Consider the following 4542-nt stretch of genomic DNA (forward strand, 5'->3'; position numbering starts at 1 on the left):
TATTTTCTCAATAACGAACTGAGCCTGAGTTTGTAGTTTCTGCCTATCGATAGTGTCGGCATAGCCCTTTGCTCCTAACTGCAAATAACCAGCAATTCCGAGCATGATAAAACTACCAACCACAATAGTGATGACCATTTCTATTAAAGTGAAACCACGATTTTTCATTAGTAGTTTCCCCTTATCGCAGACAGTGTTAAAGGCTGTGTTTGTCCGGCGTAAATAGTCATAGTGACTCGTTTATAAGCCGTGATCTCTTCCAGTGAAGGATTATTTACACCCGTACCGTCTGATTCAACGTATTGCACTTTCACTTCTACTCGAAAGTTCTTGTAATCACTTTCCATAGACGTACCAAGAACGTTACTCAGCTCATATAACGGCGTAGAGTTACATTTAGCCTTTGTGCTTTTCGTATACCAGCAACCGATATAGTCATCGACATCATTAAAACTAGCTGGGTTTGATTCATCGCTATCTGCCCCAAGACTTGTGGAACAATCCTTACCACCAAGGACAGTCTCACCACAGCGGACTAAACCACCATCAAAGTCGCTGTTTTCATCGAAGCCTCGCGACAATATCTGAGACATGAAACCTTGGCCTAATGCGGCAGCGCGGGTTTGATAATGAGGGATGGCGGAATCTCGAATCTGAGGGACAAGAAAAGAAGTAAACGCCACCATCGCAATGCCCATCAAAACAATCGCGATGATCATTTCTATTAAAGTCATGCCACTAGATTTCTTCATGAGCATGTACCTTTAGAAACATAACCTTGAGAATTAATTTCAACTTGGCAGCGGCTTCGACCATGCTTATCTTCAATTAAGATGTTTACAGCACCACTTACAGGATTGCCGAGAAGGTTAAAATTAATTGTATTTGCGGCACCGCTGATAACGGAAAACCTTGCGGACTTATCGATAACCACGTCACTACGAGCATCTCGTGCACTGCCTGTTAGTGCACAGGCAGCAACCGAACCAACACATGAGCTAGAAACTTGTAAACGAAAGTTGTTATCAGGACTTGTAGCATTCGACTGCATACGATTCACCTGCACTTGGCGAATCACAGAAATCACGCGTTCTTGTAATGCATATGCAGAGAAATTGCCAGATCCCATAAAACGGCTGGCTGCAAAAAGTGAAAGGATAGAGAGGAGAACAATCATGAGGATTAACTCCATTAACGTGAACCCTAATGCAGAGCTGCGAATTTTCATAACCCAACCTTAGGCTTAGAACAAGCGAGATAAGTATACGATGAAATTATGAGATTAATGATAGGTTTATAATTTTTCGATTCGAAGTGTGAACAGACGAACAAATAACCAATGTCTAGTTATTTTGCCCTTTTGAACGACCAATTTCTTCTTCAATTCGATCGTATGTTTCTTTGTTGCTTAGCGTTTCAGAAACGTGCTCAGCGGTTTGCTTGGTTTGCTCCCACTTTGCTTCATAAATTTCTGGTTCAAAGCTTATGTATCGAGGTAGTACGATATACCCTGCGGTAGCGATAAAAACGAGTATTACGACAAATTCAATTCGGGATAGACCCTTTACTATTCTCACCTACGTATACCTTAGAGAAGGGGTCGTTATGACCCCTTTAAAATCAAACAAATGATTATTTGGTACAAGAATTTGTCATCACGGTTTTAGCAGGAATGAGCGCACCATCTGCATCATAGTATGATTCAGAGTACTGAACACACTCTGAAGCTTTGTCCTCAGATGCATAAATAACTGTGCCTGCAGTACCATTTTTCTTATCTGTAGCATCTTTACGAGCTGTTTTTTTAATTTGAACCCAATCATCACTCAAACCTTGCACAGCCTTACCTAAACCATTTTCGTCAGCCGTTGGGTAACCTAGGTAGATCGTAATATCTTCTACTTTCGTGCTTGCGTCAGCCAAAGATTCTTTGCCTTCTACCGCAGCTTTACCATAAGTAATACCTGCAGCACCATCAATTGCACCTTTAAGGCCTTGATTAGCAGCTGCACGAGCATCATCTTGCAGGTTAAGGAAACGTGGTGCTGCAGTGACCGCTAGAATACCTAGGATTACAATTACCACTACCAATTCGATAAGGGTGAAACCACCTTGTCTTTTCATTGTTTACTCTCTCTATGTAAGCATGCAGTACAACTGCAAAGTTTTGTTTAGGTCACGCGACCATTTTGGATATTGTCAAAACGGTTTGGGGCAGCAACGTTCACTAAAACTGACCGTGAAGTGGATACTGTATCTACCGCTTGAGCAGAATGACGATTCGCCATTATTCAGTTCATGCTGCAATGAGAAAAACACATTATTGTTTACCCACTATTACAGCCTGTTACTTATGGTAATGATTGCATTATACCGACTTTCATTACCAATTATAGTGCTTAGGTGTCAAAAAATTCACTCCGCCGACATTTCGACGTCTATTTTCAGTTGATTAGCAGTTGAGATAACTACAATCGACTGACCATTTTCATAAGTGTATTGACAGACATAACGATCAGTTTTGATGGCTCCACTGATATCTATTAACTTGTTGGTCATTATTTTACGTTGGGGGTAATGCACCGCTAGCCAATAACCACAATCTAATACACCTTGCTGAGTAAAGGGAGACACTAACCCGCCCTCAGTCATAGTAAGGTTTAAGCCATCCATCAGCATATGTTCTGGCTCGCCTTGTACTAGCCAAGCTTGACGATAACGCTGAACACTATCTTGCATCCAAACTCTCGCTAACTTCGCTCCAGTTACTTGTGCTTGCTCGGTCACAGGACGTAATTTGACCGCCAAACCCACCGCCATAATCGTAGCAATAACCCCAAACACAATAAGCGTTGCTCGGCTTTGATTTTCAACCACCTATTAGCCGCCTTTGATGATATCGAGCATTCCCCACATTGGTAAGAAGATACCCAATGCCAGCACCATGACCATGCCTGCGACAATCACCAAAAGTAATGGTTCTATTCTTGCGGTCAGTGTTTTTAGATCGTAATCGACTTCTCGATCGTAAAAGTCCGACACTTCCAGCAGCAACTCATCAATACGACCAGTTTCTTCACCTACTGCAATCATCTGAATCACCAATGGGGTGAATATTTTGCTGTTGATGGCCGTCACTGAAATGGTGCTACCCGCTTCAATCGCGGACTTCATCTCAAGAATTCGGTTTTCTAAAAAACGGTTCCCTAAGGCTTCCCCGGCCAAAGCCAAAGACTGGTTAAGTGGCACCCCTGATTTCAGCATCAACGAGAAGGTTCTGGCAAAACGAGAAAGCTGCGCACGATTAACGATATCGCCTACAATTGGCAGCCGAAGCCGAAACTTATCGAACTTCTCCCGACCATCAGCCGTCGCCACCCACGCTCTGAATACAGTAAACGCGCCAATCATTGCCACAACCAGCAACACCCAATAATTAACAAAGAAATTAGAAGTCGCGATCAAAATACGCGTCGGCAATGGTAGCTCAACCCCAAAGCGCGTGAACATCGATGCAAACTCAGGGATCACCAAGATATTCAATACAAACATGGCGATGGTGATAAAGATAATGACAAACGTCGGATAACGCATCGCCGCTTTGATGCGTTTGCGAGTCTCAAGTTCCTGTTCGTAGTAATTCGCCAGTTGCAATAGCGCTTGGTCAAGCCGACCCGTATTCTCACCGACGTTGATCATAGAAACGAACAGTGGGCTGAATACTTTGCTGTGTTGCTGCATCGCAGAAGACAAACCTCGGCCATTACTCAGTTCAGAAACGACATCTTCTAGCGCCTCTTTGAGCTGTTTGTTTTCGCAATTTTGCAACAAGCCACGCATAGAGCGCAGCAAAGGTACGCCAGCTTTAGTCAAACTAAACAACTGGCGAGAGAAAAGAATAATTACTTCCAACGGAATAGCAGGCACAAACAGCTTAGACAAGCTCACTTGGCTTTTTGCCGACTCTTTCTCTAACCGTACATTGAGCGGGATGACCCCTTTATTCATCAATGCTTCCGCCGCAGCTTCTGAGTTCACTGCTTCGATTTTGCCGTTAGTGGATGAGCCGTCTAGCGTGCGGCCTTGATAACGAAAAGTTGGCATTCACTTACCTATATGAAAATGGGATCAGTCTTACCAGAAGCATCGCCCTCACCTAGGGTCATCACTTCGTCCAAACTGACGGTGCCTTGTAGCGCCAGTTCCATTGCAGAAGCAAGCAGTGGCTTATAGTTTTCTGAGCGGCGCGCGGCTTGCGCAAAGCCAACCGCATCATTGGCGCGCAATTTATCCATCATCTCTTGCTCAAGTTCGAGCATTTCAAACACACCGATTCGGCCTCGATAACCAGTCAAATTACAGTTTTGGCAACCTGCGCCTTTATAAAAAATGGTGCTAACTTGATTTGGGAAACGCCCAGCTAACCACTGCTGGCGAGACTCATCTAAGTGGTCTTCTGTTTTACAATCGGGGCAAACTCGGCGCACAAGACGCTGCGCCACCACAGCTCTGACTGCACTAGCAACCAAGTAACCCGGCGCA

Annotated in this window: 7 protein-coding genes and 1 pseudogene; all 8 read right to left on the reverse strand. The window is 44.0% G+C overall.

What is annotated here, in order from left to right; all coding sequences use genetic code 11:
* The coding region (locus tag IQR33_RS03150) for a PilW family protein (protein WP_193843510.1) at positions 1-168 on the reverse strand (168 nt) is incomplete at its 3' end.
* A complete protein-coding gene (locus tag IQR33_RS03155; protein WP_193837565.1) occupies positions 168-752 on the reverse strand; it encodes a type IV pilus modification PilV family protein in 585 nt (194 codons plus the stop codon). The genes IQR33_RS03150 and IQR33_RS03155, both read right to left, overlap by 1 nt.
* Positions 749-1228, reverse strand: coding sequence for a type II secretion system protein (locus IQR33_RS03160; RefSeq protein WP_170894156.1), 480 nt, complete (start codon positions 1226-1228; stop codon positions 749-751). The genes IQR33_RS03155 and IQR33_RS03160 overlap by 4 nt, the downstream gene beginning before the upstream one ends.
* A gap of 115 nt (positions 1229-1343) precedes the next feature.
* On the reverse strand, positions 1344-1577 hold the full coding sequence (locus IQR33_RS03165) for a hypothetical protein (protein ID WP_054575324.1): 234 nt from the start codon (positions 1575-1577) through the stop codon (positions 1344-1346).
* A gap of 55 nt (positions 1578-1632) precedes the next feature.
* Complete coding sequence (locus tag IQR33_RS03170; protein WP_005438123.1) at positions 1633-2124, reverse strand: type II secretion system protein; 492 nt, start codon at positions 2122-2124, stop codon at positions 1633-1635.
* Positions 2125-2415: 291 nt separating this feature from the next.
* Positions 2416-2877 (reverse strand): hypothetical protein, encoded by a 462-nt coding sequence (locus tag IQR33_RS03175; protein WP_005381184.1) that lies wholly within the window; start codon positions 2875-2877, stop codon positions 2416-2418.
* 3 nt (positions 2878-2880) lie between these two features.
* Entirely contained in the window at positions 2881-4104 is a 1224-nt protein-coding gene (locus tag IQR33_RS03180) for a type II secretion system F family protein (RefSeq protein ID WP_005381186.1), read from the reverse strand.
* 8 nt (positions 4105-4112) lie between these two features.
* Positions 4113-4542: pseudogene (locus IQR33_RS32185) on the reverse strand (MSHA biogenesis protein MshE); the annotation flags it as partial.

Source organism: Vibrio sp. OPT46, from assembly GCF_015163535.1.
Taxonomy (GTDB): Bacteria; Pseudomonadota; Gammaproteobacteria; order Enterobacterales; family Vibrionaceae; genus Vibrio; species Vibrio alginolyticus.

Coding starts and splice junctions, on each gene's coding strand:
- IQR33_RS03155 (WP_193837565.1), bottom strand. CDS start 752: ATGAAGAAATCTAGTGGCATGACTTTAATAGAAATGATCATCGCGATT.
- IQR33_RS03160 (WP_170894156.1), bottom strand. CDS start 1,228: ATGAAAATTCGCAGCTCTGCATTAGGGTTCACGTTAATGGAGTTAATC.
- IQR33_RS03170 (WP_005438123.1), bottom strand. CDS start 2,124: ATGAAAAGACAAGGTGGTTTCACCCTTATCGAATTGGTAGTGGTAATT.
- IQR33_RS03180 (WP_005381186.1), bottom strand. CDS start 4,104: ATGCCAACTTTTCGTTATCAAGGCCGCACGCTAGACGGCTCATCCACT.